The organism is Acidicapsa dinghuensis (genome assembly GCF_025685685.1).
GTDB lineage: Bacteria > Acidobacteriota > Terriglobia > Terriglobales > Acidobacteriaceae > Acidicapsa > Acidicapsa dinghuensis.
Map to the genome: position 1 here is coordinate 52,058 of NZ_JAGSYH010000008.1, position 20,829 is coordinate 72,886.

22 protein-coding genes are annotated in these 20,829 nt (G+C 55.8%); 11 read left to right on the forward strand and 11 right to left on the reverse strand.

Going from position 1 to position 20,829, the window contains the following annotated elements:
* Nucleotides 1-83 precede the first annotated feature (83 nt).
* The 3 genes from OHL22_RS21240 to OHL22_RS21250 all read right to left on the reverse strand — a co-directional run bounded on the left by OHL22_RS21240 (nucleotide 84) and on the right by OHL22_RS21250 (nucleotide 2,419).
* Entirely contained in the window at nucleotides 84-638 is a 555-nt protein-coding gene (locus tag OHL22_RS21240; RefSeq protein ID WP_263341708.1) for a hypothetical protein, read from the reverse strand.
* 46 nt (nucleotides 639-684) lie between these two features.
* Complete coding sequence (purB, locus tag OHL22_RS21245) at nucleotides 685-2,007, reverse strand: adenylosuccinate lyase (RefSeq protein ID WP_263341709.1); 1,323 nt, start codon at nucleotides 2,005-2,007, stop codon at nucleotides 685-687.
* A gap of 151 nt (nucleotides 2,008-2,158) precedes the next feature.
* Nucleotides 2,159-2,419 carry a glutaredoxin family protein gene (locus OHL22_RS21250; protein WP_263341710.1) on the reverse strand — a complete coding sequence of 87 codons (261 nt, stop codon included), beginning with the start codon at nucleotides 2,417-2,419 and terminating at the stop codon, nucleotides 2,159-2,161.
* A 97-nt stretch (nucleotides 2,420-2,516) separates the two neighbouring features.
* Between OHL22_RS21250 and OHL22_RS21255 the strand changes: the two genes are divergently transcribed.
* The 4 genes from OHL22_RS21255 (at nucleotide 2,517) to OHL22_RS21270 (ending at nucleotide 7,161) form a co-directional block, all read left to right on the forward strand.
* Entirely contained in the window at nucleotides 2,517-3,008 is a 492-nt protein-coding gene (locus tag OHL22_RS21255; RefSeq protein WP_263341711.1) for a cupin domain-containing protein, read from the forward strand.
* A gap of 147 nt (nucleotides 3,009-3,155) precedes the next feature.
* Nucleotides 3,156-4,523, forward strand: coding sequence for an FAD-dependent oxidoreductase (locus OHL22_RS21260; RefSeq protein ID WP_263341713.1), 1,368 nt, complete (start codon nucleotides 3,156-3,158; stop codon nucleotides 4,521-4,523).
* A 200-nt stretch (nucleotides 4,524-4,723) separates the two neighbouring features.
* Nucleotides 4,724-6,481 carry a glycoside hydrolase family 27 protein gene (locus tag OHL22_RS21265; protein ID WP_263341715.1) on the forward strand — a complete coding sequence of 586 codons (1,758 nt, stop codon included), beginning with the start codon at nucleotides 4,724-4,726 and terminating at the stop codon, nucleotides 6,479-6,481.
* 47 nt (nucleotides 6,482-6,528) lie between these two features.
* On the forward strand, nucleotides 6,529-7,161 hold the full coding sequence (locus OHL22_RS21270) for a hypothetical protein (RefSeq protein WP_263341716.1): 633 nt from the start codon (nucleotides 6,529-6,531) through the stop codon (nucleotides 7,159-7,161).
* Nucleotides 7,162-7,233: 72 nt separating this feature from the next.
* On the opposite strand, the gene OHL22_RS21275 is transcribed toward OHL22_RS21270, so the two are convergent.
* The 4 genes from OHL22_RS21275 to OHL22_RS21290 form a co-directional block, all read right to left on the reverse strand.
* A complete protein-coding gene (locus OHL22_RS21275) occupies nucleotides 7,234-7,605 on the reverse strand; it encodes a hypothetical protein (protein ID WP_263341717.1) in 372 nt (123 codons plus the stop codon).
* A gap of 578 nt (nucleotides 7,606-8,183) precedes the next feature.
* Nucleotides 8,184-8,630 (reverse strand): tRNA adenosine(34) deaminase TadA, encoded by a 447-nt coding sequence (gene tadA, locus OHL22_RS21280; protein ID WP_263341719.1) that lies wholly within the window; start codon nucleotides 8,628-8,630, stop codon nucleotides 8,184-8,186.
* A gap of 268 nt (nucleotides 8,631-8,898) precedes the next feature.
* Nucleotides 8,899-9,999: an agmatine deiminase family protein gene (locus OHL22_RS21285; protein WP_263341720.1), complete on the reverse strand. Its 1,101-nt coding sequence runs from the start codon at nucleotides 9,997-9,999 to the stop codon at nucleotides 8,899-8,901.
* A complete protein-coding gene (locus OHL22_RS21290; protein WP_263341721.1) occupies nucleotides 9,996-10,943 on the reverse strand; it encodes a carbon-nitrogen hydrolase in 948 nt (315 codons plus the stop codon). Before OHL22_RS21290 ends, OHL22_RS21285 begins: the two co-directional genes overlap by 4 nt.
* Before the next feature lie 281 nt (nucleotides 10,944-11,224).
* Here OHL22_RS21290 and OHL22_RS21295 point away from each other — a divergent pair, with 281 nt between their 5' ends.
* Together OHL22_RS21295 and mdh are read left to right on the forward strand one after the other, a co-directional pair.
* Nucleotides 11,225-12,625, forward strand: a complete 1,401-nt coding sequence (locus tag OHL22_RS21295; RefSeq protein WP_263341722.1) for an NADP-dependent isocitrate dehydrogenase — start codon at nucleotides 11,225-11,227, stop codon at nucleotides 12,623-12,625.
* A gap of 84 nt (nucleotides 12,626-12,709) precedes the next feature.
* Nucleotides 12,710-13,636 carry a malate dehydrogenase gene (gene mdh, locus OHL22_RS21300; protein WP_263341723.1) on the forward strand — a complete coding sequence of 309 codons (927 nt, stop codon included), beginning with the start codon at nucleotides 12,710-12,712 and terminating at the stop codon, nucleotides 13,634-13,636.
* 75 nt (nucleotides 13,637-13,711) lie between these two features.
* Here mdh and OHL22_RS21305 read toward each other — a convergent pair whose 3' ends face one another.
* Entirely contained in the window at nucleotides 13,712-14,242 is a 531-nt protein-coding gene (locus OHL22_RS21305) for a peptidylprolyl isomerase (protein WP_263341724.1), read from the reverse strand.
* 80 nt (nucleotides 14,243-14,322) lie between these two features.
* Nucleotides 14,323-15,075, reverse strand: a complete 753-nt coding sequence (locus tag OHL22_RS21310; protein ID WP_263341726.1) for a peptidylprolyl isomerase — start codon at nucleotides 15,073-15,075, stop codon at nucleotides 14,323-14,325.
* 197 nt (nucleotides 15,076-15,272) lie between these two features.
* Here OHL22_RS21310 and OHL22_RS21315 point away from each other — a divergent pair, with 197 nt between their 5' ends.
* The 5 genes from OHL22_RS21315 to OHL22_RS21335 all read left to right on the forward strand — a co-directional run bounded on the left by OHL22_RS21315 (nucleotide 15,273) and on the right by OHL22_RS21335 (nucleotide 18,972).
* The gene (locus OHL22_RS21315) at nucleotides 15,273-16,064 is read left to right on the forward strand and encodes a GlcG/HbpS family heme-binding protein (RefSeq protein WP_263341727.1); all 792 of its coding nucleotides are present in this window, start codon (nucleotides 15,273-15,275) and stop codon (nucleotides 16,062-16,064) included.
* Nucleotides 16,065-16,148: 84 nt separating this feature from the next.
* Nucleotides 16,149-16,859 carry a hypothetical protein gene (locus OHL22_RS21320; protein WP_263341728.1) on the forward strand — a complete coding sequence of 237 codons (711 nt, stop codon included), beginning with the start codon at nucleotides 16,149-16,151 and terminating at the stop codon, nucleotides 16,857-16,859.
* A gap of 137 nt (nucleotides 16,860-16,996) precedes the next feature.
* On the forward strand, nucleotides 16,997-17,773 hold the full coding sequence (locus tag OHL22_RS21325) for a hypothetical protein (protein ID WP_263341729.1): 777 nt from the start codon (nucleotides 16,997-16,999) through the stop codon (nucleotides 17,771-17,773).
* 31 nt (nucleotides 17,774-17,804) lie between these two features.
* A complete protein-coding gene (locus tag OHL22_RS21330) occupies nucleotides 17,805-18,485 on the forward strand; it encodes a hypothetical protein (RefSeq protein WP_263341730.1) in 681 nt (226 codons plus the stop codon).
* A 64-nt stretch (nucleotides 18,486-18,549) separates the two neighbouring features.
* On the forward strand, nucleotides 18,550-18,972 hold the full coding sequence (locus tag OHL22_RS21335) for a DUF805 domain-containing protein (protein ID WP_263341731.1): 423 nt from the start codon (nucleotides 18,550-18,552) through the stop codon (nucleotides 18,970-18,972).
* Nucleotides 18,973-19,049: 77 nt separating this feature from the next.
* Here OHL22_RS21335 and OHL22_RS21340 read toward each other — a convergent pair whose 3' ends face one another.
* Both OHL22_RS21340 and OHL22_RS21345 read right to left on the reverse strand, forming a co-directional pair.
* Nucleotides 19,050-19,721, reverse strand: a complete 672-nt coding sequence (locus OHL22_RS21340) for a zinc ribbon domain-containing protein (protein ID WP_263341733.1) — start codon at nucleotides 19,719-19,721, stop codon at nucleotides 19,050-19,052.
* 205 nt (nucleotides 19,722-19,926) lie between these two features.
* Entirely contained in the window at nucleotides 19,927-20,826 is a 900-nt protein-coding gene (locus OHL22_RS21345; RefSeq protein ID WP_263341735.1) for a sugar phosphate isomerase/epimerase family protein, read from the reverse strand.
* Nucleotides 20,827-20,829: the final 3 nt, after the last annotated feature.

Here is a 20,829-nt window from a genome sequence, read left to right on the forward strand (position 1 = left end):
AACACAACCAAAACTACACGCCCAAGCACTTATCTCCCGCGCAAACACCGCGCCCGATACACCTGTCATGGCTAGGGTCAGGTTCATGGCTTTACTGCCCACGTTCGCTCTCGTAAGAGTCGATACGCAATTCCGTTGTATCGATAGAGGCGTTCGGATCGGAACGCCGCAGTCCCGCCTGACTGCTTAATATCTCGGTATCCATTGGTTAACCGCTTCTGCAGCAGCAGCGAGAGACCTGGAGCGAAAAGAATCGTTTCGCCCTTCCCCTGCCGCGTTCTTACGACCCAGAACCAATTGCAATCGCCGCCAGACATCGGAAAGGTCCCGAGAACGACGTAATCGTCCTCATCGGCTTTACCCAGATTCACCCGCACAGTTTGGAAAAGCTTGCGTAAAGATCCGCGATCCTTGTTCTGAAGTTCGTCGGCAGTTTCAGCAACCTCAGGTCTGGTTAACAGAGTATCCAGCACGGCATCCGGCGGCGGCTCTGCATCGTCAAATCCCGCATTTTCATCGTCCGGCGCGAAGTAGCTTGGCCAATTTTGACTCGTGGCTTCAGGCTTTCGGGCAAAGGCGTACTCGCTTATGCAGGCGACTAGGAGCAGCCCAACAAACCATCGCCATCTTCGCTTCATACGTAACCTAATCTGTTGACGAGCGTTCTCGCGATCATAGCACTGATCAAGCCGGTGCCTGTTCCCCCAACACCCTCTCAAAAATCGCATCCACATTCCCAAGCTGCCGCGTCATATCAAACGTCCGATCCAACTGCTCCTTCGTCAGCCGAGCCGCAATCTCCGGATCGCGCTCAATCTCTTCGCGGAAATTCAGATCCTCTTTCCAAGCCTGCATCGCATGGCCCTGCACCAGCCGGTACGCATCCTCGCGCGAAATGCCCGCCTCAGCGAGATCAAGCAGTAACTGCCCTGAGAAGATCAGCCCGCTCGTGCTCTCCAGATTCTTCCGCATGCGCTCCGGATACACCAACAGCTTGTCGATCAGTGAAGTTGTTTTCGCCAGCAGATAATGCACCAGGATCGTCGAATCTGGAAAGATCACCCGCTCGACCGACGAGTGCGAAATATCTCGCTCATGCCACAGCGGCACATTCTCAAACGCCGCCTGCGCATTTCCCCGCAGCACGCGCGCCAGTCCGCTGATCTGCTCGCTCGTAATCGGATTTTTCTTATGCGGCATCGCCGATGAGCCCTTCTGCTTCTCGCTGAAGTACTCCTGTGCCTCACGCACCTCCGTACGCTGCAAATGCCGAATCTCCACCGCAATCTTATCCAGCGTCGAACCAATCAACGCCAGCACCGCGATATACGCCGCATGCCGGTCCCTCTGAATCACCTGCGTCGCAATCGGCGCCGGCTTCAACCCCAGCCGCGCACAGATGCGCTCCTCATGGCGTGGGCTCAGATGCCCAAATGTGCCCACAGCGCCCGACAACTTGCCCACGCGCATATCTTCCGCAGCGGCATCGAATCGAGCGATGTTGCGCTCCATCTCCGCATACCAATTCAGCAGCTTCAGTCCAAAGGTCGTCGGCTCTGCATGAATCCCATGCGTACGCCCAATCGTCGGCGTCAGCTTGAACTCAATCGCCCTTCGCTTCAGCACCTCAGCCAGCCCAATCAGCGCCTCGCGAATCAGCGCAGAAGCCTCCTTCACCTGTAGTGCCTGCGCCGTATCCACAATGTCATTGGAGGTAAGCCCGTAGTGCAGCCAGCGCGATTCGGCTTCAAGCTCCTGCGCCTTCAGCGTCTCCGCAACTGCGGTGGTGAAGGCAATCACATCATGCTTCACCTCAGCCTCAATCGCCTGGATACGTTCCACATCAAAGCTGGCCTTCTCGGAAATCGCCGCCGCAGCTTCTACAGGAATCACACCATCCTCAGCCAGCACGGCACTCGCAGCCGACTCCACTTGCAGCCAGCAGCGATACTTGTTTTCTTCCGTCCAGATGCGGCCCATCTCCGGCAGCGTATAACGAGCGATCAAAGCGCAAATCTCCCCTCAAACAGCAATCGGCAACCCCTTATTGTAGCTGTTGGAAAGAAAAGGAACTCCATGCCCCGGCATCAATGGGAAAGCATCGGCTGTAGAAAGGCCGACCGACAGGACCAGAGGCATTCACACCCACACTAGCCCCTTACATGCGCGCCCTGATGCCAAACTTCGCATCCAGCTCGTCGTAAAGTATCCCCCGCCCCGGTCTGTATGGCTGAAACCACTCGCCATCAATCACCAGCTGCGGAATCGCCCGCTTGCCGACATGCCGCATCACTTCATCCGCCGCGCCGGGCACAGACTCGATATCGATCTCGGAGAAAACGATGCCATGCGTCTCCAGATAGTGCTTGGCGGCGCGGCAATCACGGCACCAGAAAGCCGTATAAAGTAGGACCTGCATGGCCGGTATTGTAACGCTTTACTAAGTCCGCTGGCCCACCTTATTTCGACATCGATGAAATTATCCTGTCGGCATTTCAGCCCATTAGCATGACTTCATGCCTATCACCGCCAGCGAAATCAAGCATCTCCTTAAGCTCCAGCCCCACCCCGTCGAAGGCGGCCACTTTCGCCGCACCTACACCTCATCGCTAACGGTGCCATTGGATCGTGGTGAACGTGCAGCAGGCACCGCCATCTATTACCTTCTCGAGCCCGGCACTTTCTCCGAGATGCATGTCCTCACCTCCGACGAGCTCTTCCACTTCTACCTCGGCGACCCGGTCGAGATGCTCCAGCTCTGGCCCAACGGAGAATCGCGCGTCGTCACTCTCGGCCCCGATCTCGCTGCCGGCCAGCATGTGCAACTGCTCGTTCCCGCCGGAGTCTGGCAAGGCACTCGCTTGATCGGAGACGGCAAAGTAGCTTTGCTCGGGTGCTCCGTAGTCCCCGGCTTTGACTTCGCCGACTACACCAGCGGCAGCTTTGCAGAGTTATCCTCAACATGGCCCAATGAGGCAGATATGATCCGCCACTTGACGCGGCGTTAAGCTATCCACCAACGGCCGTTTCAGCTCTGAATCTCACGCCCAAGCTTTGATCCGCCAGCTTTCACAGACAAACCCAGTCCAGCATTGGCCGGCCTCGTAAATCCCGCATCGAATTTCTCAGGAATGACGAAATCAGTGGAGGGCACAATGACAACAACCGTTCTCGAAACAGGATGCTGCATCGCAGGTGGCGGCCCGGCTGGCATCATGCTTGGATACCTGCTCGCCCGTCAGGGCGTCGAGGTTACAGTCCTCGAAAAGCATCAGGATTTCTTCCGGGATTTTCGTGGCGACACCGTTCATCCCTCCACACTCGAAGTCCTAGGAGAACTCGGCCTGCTTGAAGATTTCCTCCAGTTGCCGCATCAGACCGTTGAGTCTGTAGGCGTCGTCGTTGGCAACTCAAGGCTTGAGGTGGCTGATTTTCGCCACGTGCCAACCCGTTGCAAGTTCGTCGCCCTCATGCCCCAGTGGGATTTCCTGAACTTTCTCACCGCCCATGCAAATAGATTTCCCACCTTCCGCCTCCTGATGCAGCATGAAGTTATTGATCTCTCAACGAAAGGCCGGCGAATCAATGGCGTCATCGCCCGCAACGCCGGCCGTCAGGTCGAGATACACGCCGATCTGGTCGTGGGCTGCGATGGCCGTCATTCCATCACGCGGCGCGCAGCAAGATTGGAAGTCATCGAACACGGCGTACCGATCGATGTCCTCTGGTTCCGAATCAGCCGGCATCCAGGCGACCCCGCGGAAGTCCTGGGCAACGTGAACTATGGCAAGGCCCTCATCCTGATCAATCGCTCCGACTACTTCCAGGCTGGCCTCATCATTCCGAAAGGCTCATTCGATCAGATCAAGGCCGAGGGGATCGATGCATTCCGCTCAACCATTCTCCAGATCGTCCCATGGCTTCATGATCGCGTTGGCGAGTTGCAAGATTGGGATCACGTAAAGATTCTGACTGTCCAGATCAACCGTCTTCGGCGCTGGCATCGGCCCGGCATGCTTTGCATCGGAGACGCAGCTCACGCCATGTCGCCCGCAGGCGGAGTCGGAATCAACCTCGCTATTCAGGACAGCATCGCTGCCGCGAATCTGCTGACTCAACCTTTACTGCAGCGAAGAGTCCGCAATCATCATCTGGCGGCAGTACAGAGCCGCCGCCTCTTCCCAACCTGGATGACGCAGTCTGTGCAGCTAGCCGCCCATCGTGGCCTTGCGCGCATCTTCGAAACCACCGGTCCCGTCCATGCTCCCTGGCAATTGAAAGCAGTGACGCACATCCCCGGCATTCACCGCGTCCTGGGATACGCTGTCGGCATGGGCGTACGACCGGAACGTATCCTTGAACCGAAGCAACCCAAGCATCGCCGCACATTGATCGCAGGCTGTATCTGCGCAGGCATCGGTGTTGCAGCAGGCGTAGCTGTTTGCGGTTGGGCAACATGGAAGATCTGTTCAGCTACACAGAAAAAAGTGCGAACGCACCTGCGCTATGGTTGGAGCTCCTGAAGCTTCACCGTTTCGCAGCAATAGCTCTGGAACGCCGCGGCAATCCCGCATCAGAATCGTCGTCGATCACGGCGGTCCTTACAATTCTTAAGATTCAGCGCACCCTCAAACGCGGCACAATCCCAGTGATTGATTCATCGACGCTAAAGCGCTCTGAAAGATACGAGTGGTTCCCGTGTCGAGAACAGAAAGGGCCTTTCGTGAAGCGCTTTTTCAAATCGACGATTTGGATTCTCCGGCTTGCGGCAATCGGCAGCATTGCCTGCACACTTCCCGGCCTTGCCGCAGCAGCTCCCGCCGCGCAGGAAAATTCAACCACTCCTCCTCAGACGCAGGACATCTCAGGCACCTGGATTGCCAAGCGGCAGTCTCCCATGGGCGAGATGGAAATCGTCTATAAGCTCAAGGTGCAGAACGGAAAAATCACCGGCACGCAAAGCCTTCCTTTCGGAGACTCACCAATCATCGATGGTCAGGTCACCGGCGACACCTTCCACTTCACCGTCGCACTAGAGTCCTTCGGCGACATTCAAAACAAAGAAGTCACCGGCAAGATCGTCGGCGACACGCTCGTGCTCACTCCTGTGATGCCCGGACCGCCGCGAGGGATGGGCGCGAACGGCCCAGGTGCTGGTCCGACACCAGGCGCTGGCCCACCACCGGGAGAAGGTGGTCCTCCGCCTGGCGACGCGGGCCCGCAACCTGGACCGCCACCAGGAACATCTGGAAACCCCGGTGCAGGATTCCCACGCTTCCAGAACGTGCCAGTCACAGCAAGGCGCGGAACTCCCACGCCCTCTTATCGAGCGCCTTCCGTTGATTACGCGACATTGCCCAAAATCTCGCTGCCATCGCTTCATCCAGTGCCAACGAATGCGCTAGCCAAAACGCCTCCAATGGGATGGAACAGTTGGAACAAGTTCCACACGCATATCGACGACGCGGCGGTTCGCGGTGTTGCCGATGCCATGGCGTCAAGCGGCATGAAAGACGCTGGATATCAATACATCATCATCGACGACGGCTGGCAGGGCTCTCGCGACAACAATGGAGTGCTATCGCCAAACCCCAACTTTCCCGACATGAAAGCACTCGCCGACTACGTCCATTCCAAGGGATTGAAGATCGGCATCTATTCGTCTCCCGGCCCGCGCACCTGCGGAGGCTTCGAAGGCAGCTATGGGCATGAAGAGCAGGACGCGAAGATGTATGCCGCATGGGGCATGGACTATCTCAAGTACGACTGGTGCAGCGCATCGCGCGTGTGGAAAGACTCCGACATGCAGGCTGCTTATCAGTTGATGGGTGACGCTCTCACAAAAACCGGCCGTCCCATCGTCTACGCGCTCTGCCAATACGGACGAGCCGAAGTACAGACATGGGGACAGCAGGTCGGAGCTAACCTGTGGCGCACAACCGGCGACATCAGAGATCAATACAACTCGATGCTAAACATCGGACTCGCGCAAAGCCGGCTCGCCTCATCCGCAGGCCCCGGTCATTGGAACGATCCCGACATGCTTGAGATCGGCAACGGCGGCATGTCTCTTGATGAATACAAAACGCACTTCAGTCTCTGGGCCATGATCGCCGCTCCGCTTATCGCAGGCAACGATTTGCGAAACATGACCCCCGACATCAAAGACATCCTGACTAATAGCGATGTCATCGCCATCGATCAGGATTCTCTCGGCGCAGGCGGTAAAGAAATCTACAGCGCAGGCGGGGCAAAGGTTTGGAGCAAATCCCTCGCCTCGGGAGACATCGCCGTCGCCGTCTTCAATCCTGGCGAGCAAAGCATACGTACCGTGCTGTCGCTCGAAAAGCTCGGCCTGAGCGGGAAATATCAAGCCCGCGATCTTTGGTCGCATACCGATCTCGGCGCTCTGCCCGAGAACTTTTCCGTAACCGTGCCGGTTCACGGCGTTGCCATGCTTCGACTGAAGAAGTCCAGTTGACGCGATCCGATGTCTGATTTGTTTCCGCCGGCTTGAGGTAACACATCATGAAACTCGCAGCCTGTCTCTTCCTATCCGCAGCCGCACTCGCGCAGCAGCCGAATAGCGCCAAGACCATCACCTTCAATCGCGCCGATACCGAACACTGCCGGGTCGTCGCCGTGAGTGGCAAGCCACTTCTGGAATCGACCTTCAACGGCACCAGCGTTGCGGTCGGCCTTCCAGTCAACCGGGGAAACGGCGACTTTGCTGTCTTTGTCGCTGTAGATCGAGTCGCAGGTAAGCCAGTACAGGTAAATCCCAAAGACTTCTATGGACTGTATTCCGATCCAGACCACACGCGGTTCGATTTCTACGACCAATCTGCCGAAATGGCAGGCCCTGGTTCTGGAATGAACGCCTCCTCAGCCCAGATAGACCCAGGATCGATCAGGCCGGGAGCAGCAATGCAGGGAGGTCCACCGCCAGGAAGCGGCTCAATTGAATCCGAGCCCCCACCGGGCGCGCAAGGCTCCACATTGCCTGCCATTTACTTTCGCCATGGAAAAATCAAGCAGGGAGAGAAGATCGTAGGCTGGGTCATTCTGCGGCAACCCAAAGGTTCAAAGCTGACAATCGCTCCAACCGACATGCTCGCCGAAATCAACATCATCGTGGACGGCACGGTCTTCCGTTTTTAGCTCCATCACTATCGCCGTGCTCGGAATGATGCCGCAACCACCTGGGTGTCTCTTGAACATATTCATGCCAGGTTAGAATCTTCGCAACACATAGAAGACCATAACTAGAGCGAGAATGATCGACCCATTGGTAGAAATCAAATACCTGATCGACTTTCGCAATTTGTAAGAGACTTCGGAGGGCACCAAAGCTGCATTTTCCCCACCAAGGATTTGATCAAATGCCTTAAACATTTTGCGCATCGCCTGCCAGCTCAATAATATGGACCCAAGAAAAACAAGGGCAATGACGATAGTAAATGCGCGCCCAATCGTCCAAGGATTTTTTGAGAAAATCTCTTCACCGATGCGAATGCCAGCCATCAAGATTGCACCCACAATAGGCACGCCAATTTGAAACTCTGAAATATGCCAGCTATTCCTGTCGTTATTTTCCTGACTCATCGCATTCATCCTCGGCAGTTTCAACTGACTGTAAATGACAAGTGAGTTTCTTGCCACTATTTGGGTTCTCCAAAAGTCGCCGCAACAACTCTCCGGACTCCTCAGTCAGTAGCCCCGAGTCCAGCTTCATCTGGTGATTAGGCGAGGCAGGCTAATCGACGAATCCGTGTTGGGGATGCCGCATAAGCCGGCAACCCAGAATCGCAGCCACGATAATTCCAGCGAATCCTCATGAATCGGCCAATCGAGAATCGCATGCGGCGGGTGGCCCTAGTCCGGGGTACCCGGCGACAGGTTTTCGTAGCTTGGTAGATATCTCGCTTTTGCGATCAGAGATTCACGTATCCTCGCGCCCCCAAATTGCTCCACAACCCCACTCGCACGCTGCCCTTACCGTTCGCTGTAACAAGGCACAAATGCCCATAATTCCCTGCAACTCGAATCGCATGAAACTACAGCACTTCCAACAAACCTCGCCAACCCCTTTGCCGTTCACCCAAAAGTGTTCTACGCAGAGCAACTCTGCTCCCCAAACCCAGCAGCGCAAATTGCTCCACGTGGAGCAATTTGGGCCGAGACTACCTGCGCTCCCGGAAAAACGCCCGCAGCAATTCGCCCGACTCTTCTGCCAGCAACCCCGAATCCAGCTTCATCTGGTGATTCAGCCGCGGATGATTAATCACCGACAATACCGACCCCGCCGCTCCGGCCTTTGGGTCCGCCGTCGCGTAAACAACACGATCCAGCCGCGCATGCACCATCGCTCCCGCACACATCGAGCACGGCTCCAGCGTCACATAGAGCGTGCAGCCATTCAGCCGGTGGTTACCCAGCGCCTTGCCGGCCATGCGCAGCGCTACTACTTCGGCATGCGCCGTCGGGTCGCTGTCGCGCAGCACGCGATTCTGCGCTCGCACCAGCACCTCGCCGTTGCAGACAATAATCGCGCCTACAGGCACCTCGCCCGCCTGTCCGGCAGCGACCGCCTCATCCAGCGCCAATTGCAGATATTCCAGGTCCGTCATTCGCTTTACTTAATCTAGCCTTATTCTTGCATCCCGCATGGCACTCAGAGCTGTGCCCCATTCGACGTAATTCAGCAACACCTTTGCGTAGAATTTCGCTTCATTCATGCACACTGGAAACAGCATGCGTGTCTGCCGCAAGACCCTATTATCCGATCGGTAAACACTGTGCCCAGATAATGTTGTCGAAATAATAATTACCCCCCTCCTCCCCATCCGTAAAGCCTTTGCTTTCAGTGAACGGGGTAGGAAGAACGGAAAAAGGCCTCTAGATCGACATATCCGCAGGCTGCTGCTGAGTCATACAGTGCAGTGCGCCAAGTCCCCAGATCAGGTCCACGGAGTGCACGCCGATCACCTCGCGGTCCGGAAACAGCTCCGCCAGAATTCCCAGCGCCACCCGATCCTTGGGATCGTGGAAAGTCGGCATCAGCACCAGCCTGTTCGCGATATAGAAATTCGCGTAGCTCGCCGGCAGCCTCTGCCCGCGAAAAACCACAGACCGCGGCAGCGGCAGCTCCACAATGGTGAACTGCTTCCCTTCCGGCGTCCGCGCAGCCTTGAGTCTTTGCAGATTTTCTTCGAGCGGAGCATGGTTGTCGTCGGAAGCATCCGGCTCAACCGCCGTCACAATCGTGTCGGCAGCAACAAACCGGGTGATGTCGTCCACATGCCCATGCGTATCGTCGCCAACCACGCCACGATCCATCCACAGCACCTGGTCGATGCCAAGGTAGTCATGAAACACCTGCTCCAACTGCTCTCGGCTCACTCCCGGATTGCGCTGCTGCACCTCACTGAGCAGACACTCTTCAGTCGTGATCAGCGTCCCCCGCCCGTTCACATCGATGCTGCCACCCTCCAGCACCAGCCGGTGCTGCGAACCGTCCGCAAGCGTCAACGACGGCTGCCAGCGTGGCAGCCCAAGCAGTCCGGCCACATGCCCCGGCACCTGGTCATCAAGACGCCAATCGTCGTACTTCGCCCATGCATTAAATCGCCAATCCGTTATCGCGACTTTTCCTTCGCTATTTCGAACGAAAATCGGCCCTGAATCACGCAGCCACACACGATCCGTCGGCCAGCGATGAAAGCTCACGCGCTCAAGCGCCACATGGGCACGCTTCAAAATTCCGATCGTCCGCTTCTCTTCAGCCTCATCCTGAACCAGAATGTGGACATTCTCATGCGCAGCCAGCAGCCGCACGATCTCCGCATACAGCCACGGAATAGCCGCGAACTTTCCCGGCCAGTCGCTGGCATTGTGGGGCCAACCAATCCATGTACCTTCATGCGGCTCCCATTCCTCAGGCATACGATAGCCCAGTTCGCGCGGAAGCTTCACTGGTGATTCGACGGATGCGCTCACTTCCACTCCGAAAGCTCTGGCGCAGGATCGAGGAAACGCTGCGTTACGCCGCCATAAGCATCGATGCGCCGGTCGCGCAGGAACGGCCAGTTGCGGCGCGTCTCTTCGATCAACGCCGGATCGATCTCCGCCATCAACACTTCTTCCGAATCATGCGAAGCCTTCGCCACAATGCGCCCAAAGGGATCGGCCAGGAACGATCCGCCCCAGAACTCAAGTCCAGCGCCTTCCGCGCGATTGCCCAACACATCGCCCTGCTCATGCCCGACGCGGTTTACGCCCGCAACATAGACACCGTTGGCAATAGCATGCGCCCGCTGGATCGTCTGCCACGCCTCATATTGTGCGTGCCCAAACTCCGCCTTCTCTGCCGGATGCCAGCCGATCGCGGTTGGATAGAACAGCGTTTCCGCCCCTTGCAGCGCCGTCAGACGAGCTCCCTCGGGATACCACTGATCCCAGCAGACCAGCGTACCAATGCGGCCAGCAGCCGTATCCACAGCCTGGAAACCGCGGTCGCCCGGCGTGAAGTAGTACTTCTCGTAGTACAGCGGATCGTCCGGAATGTGCATCTTGCGATACACGCCAGCGATCGATCCGTCGGTATGAAACGTCACAGCAGTGTTGTGATACAGACCTGCGGCACGGCGCTCGAACAGTGAAGCGATCACAACCGTCCGCGTCTCGCGAGCGACCTCGCCAATCGCAGCGGTCGTTGGCCCGGGAATCGGCTCCGCCAGATCAAAGAGGTGTGTATCCTCGCGCTGGCAGAAGTATTGAGCGCGGAAGAGTTCCGGCAGGCAGATTACATTGGCGCCAAGACGCGCAGCCTCACGGATATGCTTGATAGCCGCTTCAGTATTTGCCGCCGGATCGGCGCCCATCTTCATCTGAATCAGGCCAACGTTGTACTTGCGCGACTTCGCGCCGACTGCATGTGACATTTCCAGCATTTCTCCAGTTCTCTTGCCCGTTTTCAGGACGAAATCGGGACTGCTCCGACATAAGAGTTTATCGCACCAGCGCGTCTCGGAAGCAGTAGATAAGATGCTCCGGCTCTCGTAACGATGCGACTTTGACGCGGTATTCACACAAACCACGCCCTAACCTGAATTGCCACTCGAAAATCCCGAGTGATAGCCTTTCTTTTCGGCCCGAAATTGTCATTTCTCCACTCCGGGCCGTGCACTTCATCCGATACGTCGAAAGGAAATGGGGCATAGCAATGCAAAGCAGCTACAACGGGTTGGCCTTGCCGGCCGACGGCGCGCCAATCGAGTACAACAATGGTCAATTCACAGTTCCCGACAACCCCATCATTCCTTACATCGAAGGCGACGGTACGGGCCGCGATATCTGGAAGGCCTCACAGCGCGTCTTCGACGCAGCCGTAGAGAAGGCTTACGGCGGCAAGCGTTCAATCAAGTGGTTTGAGGTCTATGCAGGCGAAAAGGCCTTCCGCAAGTTCAACACATGGCTGCCTGATGAGACGGTGAACGCAGCACGTGATCTGCGCGTCTCTATCAAAGGACCACTGACGACGCCTGTCGGCGGAGGTATTCGTTCGCTCAACGTGGCACTTCGTCAGATCCTTGACCTTTATAGCTGCGTGCGCCCTGTGAAGTACTACTCCGGCGTTCCTTCTCCCGTAAAGCGTCCCGAGAAGCTCGACATCATCCTGTTCCGCGAGAACACTGAAGATGTTTATAGCGGCGTCGAATTCAAGCAAGGTACTGAAGATGCAGCTCGGCTGATCGCCTTCCTGAACGATGACCTGCTCTCGAAGACCAAGAAGAAGATTCGCACGGATTCGGGTGTCGGCATCAAGCCGATCTCAATCTTCGGCACCAAGCGCCTTGTCCGCTCGGCGATTCGTGAGGCTCTCAAGACTGGCCGTAAGAACGTTACGCTCGTTCACAAGGGCAACATTCAGAAGTTCACCGAAGGTGCATTCCGCGAGTGGGGTTATGAGGTAGCCACGCAGGAGTTCCGGAACGACGTCATCACTGAGCGTGAGAGCTGGATTCTCGGCAATCTGGAAGCAAATCCGAATCTGACGGTGGAAGAGAATGCTGCACTGGTTGAGCCGGGTCTGGAGTTTGCTACCGATGCCTTCCGCGAAGAAGTCTACGCTGAGATTCGCAATGTAATCGCAGCCATCGGCAACAGCCACGGCGACGGGCAGTGGAAGAAGAAGATCCTGATCAATGACCGCATCGCGGATTCTATCTTCCAGCAGATCATTATTCGCCCTGAGGACTACAGCATTCTGGCAACGAGCAACCTCAACGGAGACTACATCTCTGACGCTGCCGCGGCGCAGGTGGGCGGACTGGGCATCGCGCCCGGCGCGAACATCGGCGACGGCTTTGCGGTCTTTGAAGCGACGCACGGCACAGCGCCTAAGTACGCAGACAAGGACATGATCAATCCCGGTTCGGTGATCCTGTCGGGCGTCATGCTGCTGCAGTTCCTGGGCTGGAACGAGGCTGCCAAGCTAGTGGAAGATTCGCTCGAAAAGACGGTGATGCAGAAGACTGTCACCTATGACTTCGCGCGGCAGCTTGAGGGAGCAACGAAGGTCGGCACGAGCCAGTTTGCGACCAACATGATTGCGAATATGTAAGGGATGCGGCTCGGACAGACTCTGAGCTACAGAGAATCGGTTTCATGTGCAGGGCCACGCCCTGCAGTAGAGAAGAGGAGAATCATGCGGAAGAAAGTAAGCATTGTGGGCGCAGGCAACGTAGGCGCCACTGCCGCGCATTGGATCGCGGCCAAGGAACTTGCAGATGTTGTATTGATCGATGTTGTTGAGGGGATTCCTCAGGGCAAGGCGCTTGATCTACTGGAAGCCATGCCGATTGAGAAGCGCGATGTGCATGTGGTGGGCGCCAACGATTACGCGGCCACTGCGCATTCCGACATTGTCGTGATTACGGCAGGCATTCCCCGCAAGCCGGGCATGAGCCGTGACGATCTGTTGCACACAAACTACAAGATCATGTCGGATGTGGTTTCGAAGGTGGTCGCACAGTCGCCCGAGGCAATTCTGATCATCGTCTCGAATCCGCTGGATGCAATGGCGCAGGCTGCCTTTAAGCAGTCAGGCTTCAATCGCGAGCGGGTTATCGGTATGGCGGGCATTCTGGATTCTGCCCGATTCCGGACCTTTATTGCGGAGGAACTCAACGTCAGCGTTGAAAACGTCACGGCATTTGTCCTCGGTGGACACGGCGACACCATGGTTCCTCTGCCGCGCTATTCAACCGTGGCTGGCATTCCTATCACCGAACTGATTCCAAAGGATCGTCTGGATGCCATTGTGCAGCGTACTCGTGACGGTGGCGCAGAGATCGTGAAGCACCTGAAAACCGGCAGCGCCTACTATGCTCCTTCGGCTGCCGCGGTAGAGATGGTGGAAGCGATTCTCAAGGATAAGAAGAAGATCGTTCCCTGCGCAGTTTATTTGCAGGGTGAGTACGGAATCGATGGCTACTTCATCGGAGTTCCGGTGAAGCTTGGCGCAGCAGGCCTGGAGCAGATCATTGAGATCAAGCTCACTGCCGAAGAAGAAGCAGGGCTCAAGAAGAGCGCCGAAGCTGTCAAGGAACTCTGCGCTGTTATCGGCGTTTAAGCAATGGCAAACAAAACAAAAGGGTCGCCATCCGGCGACCCTTTTGTCTATGCAGAATTAAGTCCATGGCGGTTTTCAGGCTACGCGCTCGATAACAACCGACTCAAGCACGACGGGCTTGTGCGGCTTATCCTGCGCGTTGCGCGGAACCTGCGTAATCTTATCGGCGATATCCTGGCCTTCGACCACTTCTCCGAAGATGGTGTGCTTGCCCGTCAGCCATTCCGTATTTACGGTGGTGATGAAAAACTGGCTGCCATTGGTGTTCGGACCTGCATTGGCCATGGCGAGCTTGCCTGGCTTATCGAACTTGTGTGGAGAGCCCTTGGTTTCATCCTGGAAGCGATAGCCTGGGCCGCCCATACCAGTGCCTGCCGGATCGCCGCCCTGCACCATGAAGTTTGGAATAACGCGATGGAAGATGGTGCCGTCATACAGCTTGCTCTTTGACTTCACGCCGGTCACAGGATGGGTCCACTCCCGCGCTCCCTCGGCGAGCTCAATAAAGTTGGCTACGGTGACGGGGGCCACGTCAGGGAAAAGGCGAACGGTGATCTTACCTTCAGTCGTATTGAAGATTGCGTAAGTGCCTGGGGCGAGTGCCATATCAACTCCTGTTTTCTGAAACGGTTGACTCTGCTGATTTGGAATCATGACTCCGCAGCAGAGATATAGGATTTGTTGCGCTATTGAGCAGAACCGCTGCCTGCGGCGTCAGCACTAGAGGGCCTGGGCGGCAACGGAGCTCCGTCAGGAACAATGGTGACTTTGCGAAGAACAACTGGCGTCAATGGCTTATCGTCGGAATCACGCTGCACGCGTGCGATTGCCTTGACGACTTCAACACCAGCGTCATCGCATTGTCCGAACAAGCTGTAATGCTGGTTCAAAGTGTCGTAAGGCGCTTCCGTGATGAAGAACTGACTTCCATTTGTATTGGGGCCGGAATTTGCCATCGCCAGCCGGCCAGGAACGTCGAAGTTGAGATTTGGATCGAACTCATCGGCGAACTGATATCCGGGGTCTCCCATGCCGGTTCCGGCGGGATCGCCGCCCTGGATCATGAAGTCGGGAATGACACGATGAAAGGTCGTGCCGTCATAGAGCGGCTTGTTGTGCATGACCTTGTGCGTTGTGGGGTCGGTCCAATCTTTTGTGCCCTCTGCCAGCGCGATGAAATTGGCCACTGTCTTCGGCGCCTGTGCCTGATAGAACTGGCAAGTGATACGCCCCATCGAGGTGTCAAAAACAACTCTGGGACCATTGGGATGAATAAGTGCGGCGGCGGTCGGAGTGGGTGAATCGGGCAACTGCGCGGAACTATCCGAAGTGGCCGGCTGCGTCGTTGTTGCCGGGGTGGGAGACTGTTGGGCTGCGGCGGAGAAACCGGCTCCGATCGCCAGCGCAAATGCAAAAAGGCTACGTGCTGAAACAGGCATACATCAGCAAGGGTAAATCAGAGGAGTGAGGGTGGGCTAGACAGCATCTCCCTGCGCTTAAGTCGCCGAGATGGATTTTTATCTGAACTATCTTGCAGCTGCTTTGGTGTTGTGCTACGGTGTGGGCGGTTTTCGGCAGACAATGCGGCAAATGCTGAGCGGTGCGCATGCTCCGAACCGCAAGGAGAACCATCGTAATGAAGAAGATTGCTCTTTCCCTTCTGGCACTCGCGATCGGCGTCTGCGCCAACGGCATCGCGCAACCATCCGACTCCAACAGAATCGACGTGGATTCTGCATGCAGCCAACTTCCTGCGCACGGACAACTACAGTCAGCCCTGGCAGCGGCGCGCGCTCAAAGCAATGGCGGATTCAATCTGGATATGTGGGGAACGGTCGTTAACAGGGATGGCGTCGTTTGCGCTGTAGCCTTCACGGGTGCTAATCGTGGTTCGCAGTGGCCTGGGAGCCGGGTTATATCGGCGCAAAAGGCTAATACTGCAAATGCTTTTAGCCTGCCGCAGCTGGCGCTTTCCACCGCAAATCTGTACACGGCAGTGCAACCGGGAGGCAGTCTGTATGGCCTGCAAGCCTCGAATCCGGTCAATACAGACGTAGCCTATCGTGGCGATCCGGCTGACTATGGCCAGAAAAACGACCCTATGATTGGGGGACGCATTGGCGGAGTCAATGTGTTTGGCGGAGGGCTCGCGCTTTACAACGCCAAGGGGGTTCTTATTGGCGCCATTGGAGTCAGTGGAGACTCTTCATGCGCCGACCACAACATCGCATGGCGGACGAGACACACATTGAAACTGGACTACGTTCCGGCGGGTGTGAGCGGAGACGCGGCTCATCCCGACAACATCGTTTATGACATTACAGCCGCGCAGGGATTGCAGATCGGCGTAAGCACCAGCGGCTGGGGACATCCGGCCTGCAGCGCACTGGCAACCAGCATTGCAGCTGGTCTTCCGGCTATTCCTTAGGTTCATCACAAAGACAACACGTTAGCCTCGCAAAGCTGCCGCACGCATTGACGCATCTGCGGCAGCTTTGCGAGACTCGGCCATATGCCTTATTCGGGAAAACTGGAGTACGCGCACGAGCGGAAGATCCGCGAGCGCAACACACGTATTTATCGCCTCGCGCATTGGCCAATCTGGATCTTTGTCTTTTTCCTCGCTCCAGGCCCGCTGACGTTTTCATTGTTCGCGCATGGATTCAGTTGGGCAAATGGAACCTGGCTGGCGCTGGTGCTCATTGGTACTGGCACGGCGGGACTGTTCGGCCAGATGCCGGGCGCTGAGCCTCGGCCCTACATTCTGCGGTTTGATGAAGATAAGCCCAATCTTCTTTATCGGTGCGTCTGCTATACCTTCGCGTGGAATGCCGCGATCAACTTTGCGCTGATGAATTTAATCGGGTTGATTGTAGCCTCGGTTACTGGCCACTGGATGATGGCTCAGATTTACAGCTATGCGTATCTGCCGGTCTGCGGGTTCATTCTGCTGCTTGGTGTGCTAGGCTTCTTGCCGCGCGCGCGTCGCTCGACAAAAGGTGAGGGATATGAACGACGCTATTTTTATTGCACCGTTTGGACAGTGACGCTGGCTCAGACAGTGCTGCTGCTGCTTTGGAAGACGATGCCGATTACGCAGACTACCAGTGCTATTAAGCTGGCGATCTATGTTGTAGCGTTGGCCATCGTTGGCACTGCGGCTGTGCAGGGAAAATTGCCGCGAACGCGCCCCATCGTGCCGGGTGAACTGATCGTCGACTAGTGCATGTAATGGCGATTAGCTGGCAGTTTCATTTCTGCTTTCAGATCTTGCAACAACTTAGAGGCGTTTCCAGAAATCTGATACTAACTACAGAAATTGTTTGACTATTGGGCGCATATCCACTATTTTGATCGCCCATGGATTTATCTCCGATAACACCCAGCTCGATCGTACTTACGATCGCCTACACGATCCTCCTGTTCTGGGGCGCGTGGGTGGGTGTGCGCCAGGTCTACCAGGGGTTCTTTCGGCCTCAAGAGCTTCTAAATCCACTATTTGGCAACCGTCAGGCGATTGAGATTTTCACCTTTCATCTAATTGTGGTCTCGCTTGACTTATTTGTATGCGGGCCGATTTCGCTGCATTACAAAAGCCGTCTCTGGTACTGGGGTGGGCGTATCGCGCTGCTTTCTTCCTCGTTACCGGTGGCGACCTATTTCAATCGAAACCCCCAATCGTTTGGGCATCTGATCGGCTATTGGGTGCGGCTACGCAACTATTTTGAGATATCGCTGCACGTACTAGTCGCAGCACTCGCGTTGAACTGGTTTTATTACTACGGACTACTGTATTGGTTGGTGGCATACCGTTATCTCGACGTCGGCCCGCGACGCACGATTCAGAAGCTTTATGGAACTCCAGAACTGAAAGCCGCGCGGCCATGGGCGCCTTATCTGAACTGGGTCGTGATCGTCACCATCTATGTTTCAGCGGCTGTTGCCGTATATCACCGCAAGATCATCTTTGCAGCGCCGCCCGCAGATTCAATGCCTGTGCATGTTTCACCGACATGGGAGTACATCGTAGTCGTAGGTATCAATGTTGGAATCGGGATCATTGTCTGGAACATGATGCGCAAATATACCGGTCCTGGACCGGCTGAAGCGCTGCTCCCCGCGGGGGCAGAACCCTAATTGACGCAGCCCAGTAAGGAGAAGCAACGTCATGCCGAAATACGACATCACCAAGTCTCTGGAGCCGATCGATCAGCTTCTCGCTGTCACCACCAATCCTCGTCATCGTTATCTTCTGTTGGCTTACGCGCGCCATCTTTATCTAGAAATGTCAGGCCGCTATGATGACGTACTTGGCGACGACATGATGGTGGACAATCCCGTCTACAATCTGCACGCGCTGGGTTTTAACACGACGATCAGCGGTAAGGACAATGTACGGAATCTGTATAAGTTCTGGGCGGAGACGAACCAGAGTGTTTTCTATGGGGAGAATCTACAGGTTGCGGTCGCGGATAACTTCATCGCACTGACTGTCCTCGCACACCAGCAGGTATGGGGCGGATCCATCTTGTCGTCAAAAGCGCTCGGACTGCTGCCGAAGGGGCTTTCGTCAGAAGTGTTGTTGGAAATGTTGAAGCTGAAAGGCATGAAGGCTGAACCCGACTGCATGTATCTCTACACCAATTTCGAAGAGACGATCTGGCCTTATGATGACCGCGGACGTCTCGTTCGCGAAGATGTGCTGGAGCCGAATCCTGCCGCGGCACAGATCACGAAACTTGACCCTCAGGACGTGCTTACAACAGCTCAGGCAGCGGCGTTGCTCGCGCCGTTTATTAAGCCTTTGCCGAATTTCGACGAATACGTGTTGGGTAAGTCGGCATCGTAAAGCGGTAACGATAAAGACCCACTGAAACAGAACTCCCCCTCAAGCAAAGAGAGGAGATTGCAACATGAACTGGTATCTGGAAGTTCTGAAGAAGTATGCCGACTTTAACGGGCGCGCTCGCCGCAAAGAATACTGGATGTTTACGCTCTTCAACTGCATTTTTTGCTTCGGGTATTGTATCTTTGCGATGCTAGCTATTGTGGCCATGGGACGCAACGCTGCACCAATGGCGATGCTGATATTTGTTCCGTACTGGCTCTATACGATGGCGCTTTTGATCCCGAGCCTGGCCGTAACTGTGCGCCGACTCCATGACACCGGTCGAAGCGGTTGGTGGCTTCTGATTTCGCTTGTGCCTTTTGTCGGGGGAATTATTCTACTGGTGTTTGTCTGCAGCGATAGCCAGCCCGGCCCGAACTTGTTTGGCCCGAATCCTAAGGGTATCCAGGCGTTCGGACAATATATGCCAGCCATTCCCAGATACTGACTTTCGACGCGACGCAGCTGCCATCCAGATCGAGAACCGCAGAGGTTTTCCGAGATCTTTGCGGTTCGCACATATCGCTACTTGGTGCTCTTCGTATGCACGATCGAAATGCGCGTCTTGCCGTCATCCTGGCCTGAATTGGCATTGACGGTGACCATCACCGACTCATGCTCCCCTTTATTCACACTCAGCACGGCGCTGTTGCCCGCATCAAATGTGCTGGCCTGGCTGCCTAGCTTGTCCTTATAAAACGCGACCACCTTATCTTTTGGATCACTTGTTACGAAGACCCCGGTAATCATTGAGCCGGTAGGCAGATCCATTTTCAGGCTGCCGTGTCCGTTCTGTGCGCCCGGATAAATATCCACGCCAAGATCGGATGCGGTAAAGGTCTGGGCATCGCTTGCGGTAATGGACCCACTGCCTGTATCGACCGTGACTTTACCGTCAGGCCCGGTACTGGATACGTGGATAGTATGAGCAACCCGCCATACCGTAAAAGCGAAGATGCCTGCGCCGATGATTCCCAATCCGACGCATACCGCGACGACGATCAGGATAATCTTGACCGCACTTGGGCCGGAAGATTGCGGCACAGGCGCGGGCATCACAGTACCGGGCTGCATTGAGCTTGTATAAACGGGACCGGTTGCCGCGATAGGCTGGCTCTCGACCGGCGCGCCACAACGGGTACAGAAACGTGTATCTGGATTGAGCGTAGCTCCACACTTGGTGCAAAAGTTTGCCATAATTTCTCCTTACGAATGGCGGACTGCACGGATAGTGGTGAAGTGATAGGAGCCAATGTTACACGGAATAATAATAAGTGAGGCAAAATCTTTGATCAGCGCTGCGCTGACAGGCAATTGGGGCTGACAGAAACAGGGGAAAAATAGAAAAGGAGCCTCGAAAACGAGGCTCCCAGGATTTATTCGGCAAAGATTTCGAACGATTTTAGATCGCAGCTCCTACATGGTGCATATACTCGGCATCGATCTTGAGAGATTCCTTCCACGGCACGGTAAATGCTTCCTGTTCCACAAAGCAATGCCGGATGTGGCCTGTTGCCGCAGCGGCGCCAATGATGGGCCTGTAATCCACATCGCCGTGGCCAAGCTCCACCGGCTTTGGCTCGGTTGTTGCCGGGTGACCGCCTCCGCGAACGAAACCTGCCGGCAGCTTGAAATCCTTGACGTGAAGCATCGAGATTCGATTGCCAAAGTGTTGCAGTAGATTGACAGGATCGCCACCACCGACGATGACCCAGCCGCAGTCCATCTCCACAGTGACTTTTGCCGGATCGGTGAGGCGCATGAGCTCCGTAAACGGCAACACGCCATCGACCTGCGTGAACTCTACGGTGTGATTGTGGTAGCCGAATTTCATGCCGGCTGCTGCAATCTTTTCGCCAATTTTATTGAACTCATTGGCGTTCCACTTCCAGTCATCCATGACGAAATCATGCTTGTGCTCGTTGCCGGGCGCTTTGCCAGGAAAAGAGCAGATGATGTATTCGAGGCCGAGATCGTGGCTGAACGCAATGATCTGATCGAGATTCTTGTGCAGATCGACAGAGCTGTGATGTGCACTCACCAGCTTAAGACCCGCGCCGGCAATGGACTGCTTCACCTGCGCGGCAGAGTGATTGTAATATCCAGCCGATTCGACTTGCCGATAGCCGAGCGTGTGTAGCTCCTTCAGCGTGCCATCGTAGTCCGTTGGGAGTTGATCACGGACCGAGTAGAGCTGAATGCCGAGGGGAAGCCCCAACGATTTGGCGTAAGAACGAATAGCGGAAGCGAAGACAATCGACGCCGCGCCGGCTTTGACAAATGTTCTGCGAGAGGAATTCACTAG